Genomic DNA, 3510 nt, shown 5'->3' with positions numbered 1-3510 from the left:
CGTGGCGATCGCCGCGCCGTCGGCAACCGCGTCGCAGCCGTCGCGCTCCGCGCGCGCGTGGCGGCTCGCGCTGTTCTTCGGGATTGCAACCGGCGCATATACGCTCGTGCTCGCGTGGCTGCCGCCGTTCTACATGCGGCTCGGCTGGTCGCCCGCAGCGGCGGGCGGCCTGCTCGGCGGCGTCACGCTCGCGGAAGTCGTAGCCGGCCTGACGGTATCCGCGACGATCGACCGCGTGCCCGATCGCCGGCCGGCGCTGATCGCGGCAATCGCGGCGCTGCTCGTCGGGCTCGTGCTGATGCTCGTGGAGCCGGAGCGGCTCGCGCTGCCCGCCGCGCTGCTGATGGGCGCGGGCATCGGCGCGCTGTTCCCGCTGTCGCTGATCGTCACGGTCGACCATGCGGCGACGCCGGCCGACGCCGCGTCGCTGACCGGTTTCGTGCAAGGCATCGGCTACCTGATTGCGGGGCTGTTTCCGTTCGCGGCGGGGATCGTCCGCCAGCATCTCGCGGACCTGACGCCCGCGTGGATCGCGATGGCGTGCCTGTGCGTCGCGCTGTTCGCGCTCGCGGCCGGCTTCACGCCGCAGGTTGCGCGGCGCGTCGCGCGTGCGTGAGCGGAGGTGCCGCGGTGGTGCGCGAATGACGGCTGGCGCTGCCTGGCCGCCGCCACTCGTTGACGTGCCGCTGCTTCAGCCCGCGCTCGCGTACAGCGTCGAATCGGCAAAGCCTTCCGCGTCGAGCACGCGGCCGATCAGGATCAGCGCGGTGCGCTCGATGCGCGTGCCCGCGACCTTGCCGACGATGTCGGCAAGCGTGCCGGTGACGCGCTCCTCGTCGGGCCAGCTTGCGCGGTAGATCACCGCGACCGGGCAATCGGGCCCGTAATGCGGCAGCACCTCGTCGACGATGCGCGCGAGATGGCGCACGCCGAGATGGATCGCGAGCGTCGCGCGATGCGCGGCCAGCGCGCCGAGCGCTTCGCCTTCCGGCATCGTCGTCTTGCCCGCGTAGCGCGTGAGGATCACCGTCTGCGCGATGCCGGGCAGCGTCAGTTCGCAGCCGAGCGTTGCCGCGCACGCGGCGGTGGCCGTCACGCCCGGCACGATTTCATACGGAATCCCGAGCACCTTCAGCCGGCGGATCTGCTCGCCGATCGCGCCGTACAGCGACGGATCGCCGGAATGTACGCGCGCGACGTCCTGCCCCTTCGCGTGCGCGGCGGCGAGCAGCGCGACGATCGCGTCGAGATCGAGCTCAGCCGTGTTGACGACCTGCTCCGCGCGATGGCCGTCGAGCACGGCCTCGGGCACGAGCGAACCCGCATACAGGATCACCGGGCACGTGCGCACGAGGCGCTGGCCCTTCACCGTGATCAGCTCCGGATCGCCAGGACCCGCGCCGATGAAATACACCGTCATCGAAAAAACTCCATCAATTCGTTTGTCAGCGCTTGTGCGGCGTCATGTGTGGCGTCATGCGCGCGCCGCCGGATCGAGCGCCTCGATCAGCGCAGCGGGCGAGTCGAACGCGCGGTCGACGTCGGGCAGCGGCGGCCGGCGCAGCATCACCACCGGCAGCCGGCGCTCGCGCGCGACGTCGAGCTTCGCTTCGGTCGCGCTGCCGCCGCTGTTCTTGCTGACGACGACGTCGATGCCCGCGAGCGCGAACAGCGCGCGCTCTCCGTCGAGCGTGAACGGCCCGCGCGCGGCGACGATCTGCGCGCGCGCGTTGCCCGGATGCGGATCGAGGCAGCGCACGAGCCAGAACTGGTGCGCAGGAATCGCGTCGAGATGCGCGAGCGGTTCGCGCCCGAGCGTAAACAGTGGCCGGCGAAACGGCGCGAGCGCGGCCTCGATGCCGGCCCAGTCGTCGACCATCCGCCAGTCGTCGCCCGGCTGCGGCTGCCACGGCGCGCGGCGCAACGCCCAGCACGGCACGCCCGCGTCGTGCGCGGCGGCGGCAGCGTTTGCGCTGATCCGCGCCGCATACGGATGGGTCGCGTCGATCACGAGGCCGATGCCGGCGTCGCGCAGATACGCGGCCAGACCCGCCGCCCCGCCGAAGCCACCGACGCGGACTTCGCACGCGAGATCGGCCGGCACCTTGCCGAGCCCGGCGAGACTGTACACATGCCGGGCCCCGAGCGCGCGGGCGATCTTCAGCGCGTCGCCGGTGCCGCCGAGCAGCAGGATCCGCGGGCTCATCGTGCGCTCCCGACGAAGCGGCCCTGCCGGTCGATCGCGAACATCTCGACCGCGACCGACGCGGGCACGATGTCGCGGGCGACATGGAGCGCCTGCGTGCACACGATGTCGCCGAGCGGCACGCCGTCCGCCTGCGCGAGCTTCAGCGCCTCCTGGCTCGTGTTCGCGGCGCGCATCGCAGCCTGCAGCGCGTCGCTCGCGCCGGCCTCGGCCGCCCATTGCGCGAGCAGCGGCAGGTCGATGCTCGAATGGCGGCTGTGCAGGTCGAGATGGCCGGCCGCGAGCTTGCTGAGCTTGCCGAAGCCGCCGCACATCGACAGCCGCGCGACCGGCGCGCGCCGCAGGTGCTTCAGCACCGCGCCCGCGAAATCGCCCATCTCGATCAGCGCCATGTCCGGCAGCCGGTAGTGCGCGCGCATGGCGTCCTCGCTCGCGTTGCCCGTGCACGCGGCGAGGTGGTCGACACCGTTCGCGCGCGCGACGTCGATGCCCTGATGGATCGACGCGATATACGCGGAGCACGAGAACGGCCGCACGATGCCGGTCGTGCCGAGGATCGACAGCCCGCCGACGATGCCGAGCCGCGGGTTCATCGTCTTCAGTGCGAGCGCCTCGCCGCCCTCGACGCCGATCGTCACGTCGAAGCCGCCCGCGTAGCCGTGCTCGGCCGCGAGCGCGGTCAGGTGTGCAGTCATCATCTCGCGCGGCACCGGGTTGATCGCCGGCTCGCCGACCGGTAGCGTGAGCCCCGCGCGGGTGACCGTGCCGACGCCCGGCCCCGCATGAAAGCGCACGCCGGGCGCTGTCGCGAGCGCGACGCGCGCGAATACCAGCGCGCCGTGCGTGACGTCCGGATCGTCGCCGGCGTCCTTGATCGTGCCGGCCTCCGCGCTGTCGGCCTCGGCCCCTGTCCCTGTCCCTGTCCCCGTCGTTCGCCGGCAGAATTCGAGGCGCATCATCACGCGCTGCCCCTTCGGCAACACGATTTCCACGGCGTCGTCCGCGCTGCCCGCGAGCAGCAGGCGCGCGGCCGCGAGCGACGTCGCGGTCGCGCAGCTGCCGGTCGTATAGCCGAAGCGCAGCGGTGCGGGCTGTTCGGGGGTCTCGTCGCGCATCACTCTGCCGTCGCGCGAGTCTGCGCGGGCTTGTACACGTCGTATAGCGTGACGGGCAATGGCTGCCGCCAGGTGTCGAAGCGGCCGAGCGGTTCCGCGTGCGCGAGCGACACGCGCGTGAGCGTGCCGCCGTGTGCGTCGCGCCACGCGGCGAGCGCCACTTCGCCCTGCAGCGTGACCGCGTTTGCG

Annotated in this window: 4 protein-coding genes and 1 pseudogene; 1 reads left to right on the top strand and 4 read right to left on the bottom strand. The window is 72.3% G+C overall.

Translation table 11 applies throughout. From position 1 onward, the window contains the following. On the top strand, nt 1-616 hold a 616-nt coding region (locus G3N94_RS40335; protein ID WP_205799759.1), incomplete at its 5' end, for an MFS transporter. Between the two features lie 75 nt (nt 617-691). On the opposite strand, the gene cobM is transcribed toward G3N94_RS40335, so the two are convergent. From cobM to G3N94_RS40315, 4 genes and pseudogenes are all read right to left on the bottom strand, one after another. Continuing rightward, nucleotides 692-1420, bottom strand: coding sequence for a precorrin-4 C(11)-methyltransferase (gene cobM / locus G3N94_RS40330; RefSeq protein WP_205799758.1), 729 nt, complete (start codon nt 1418-1420; stop codon nt 692-694). A gap of 54 nt (nt 1421-1474) precedes the next feature. Beyond that, complete coding sequence (locus tag G3N94_RS40325; protein ID WP_205799757.1) at nt 1475-2206, bottom strand: cobalt-precorrin-6A reductase; 732 nt, start codon at nt 2204-2206, stop codon at nt 1475-1477. Then, the gene (locus G3N94_RS40320; RefSeq protein ID WP_205799756.1) at nt 2203-3321 is read right to left on the bottom strand and encodes a cobalt-precorrin-5B (C(1))-methyltransferase; all 1119 of its coding nucleotides are present in this window, start codon (nt 3319-3321) and stop codon (nt 2203-2205) included. The genes G3N94_RS40325 and G3N94_RS40320 overlap by 4 nt, the downstream gene beginning before the upstream one ends. Then, nucleotides 3321-3510 (bottom strand): annotated as a pseudogene (locus tag G3N94_RS40315) (bifunctional cobalt-precorrin-7 (C(5))-methyltransferase/cobalt-precorrin-6B (C(15))-methyltransferase); the annotation flags it as partial. The pseudogene G3N94_RS40315 and the gene G3N94_RS40320, both read right to left, overlap by 1 nt.

This window comes from Burkholderia sp. Ac-20353, from assembly GCF_017104785.1.
Taxonomy (GTDB): domain Bacteria; phylum Pseudomonadota; class Gammaproteobacteria; order Burkholderiales; family Burkholderiaceae; genus Burkholderia.
This window is presented reverse-complemented; position numbering and strand designations above follow the sequence as displayed.

What these genes read in the sequence shown, in the direction of transcription:
- cobM (WP_205799758.1), bottom strand. Translation starts at nt 1,420, where the DNA reads ATGACGGTGTATTTCATCGGCGCGGGTCCTGGCGATCCGGAGCTGATC.
- G3N94_RS40325 (WP_205799757.1), bottom strand. Translation starts at nt 2,206, where the DNA reads ATGAGCCCGCGGATCCTGCTGCTCGGCGGCACCGGCGACGCGCTGAAG.
- G3N94_RS40320 (WP_205799756.1), bottom strand. Translation starts at nt 3,321, where the DNA reads ATGCGCGACGAGACCCCCGAACAGCCCGCACCGCTGCGCTTCGGCTAT.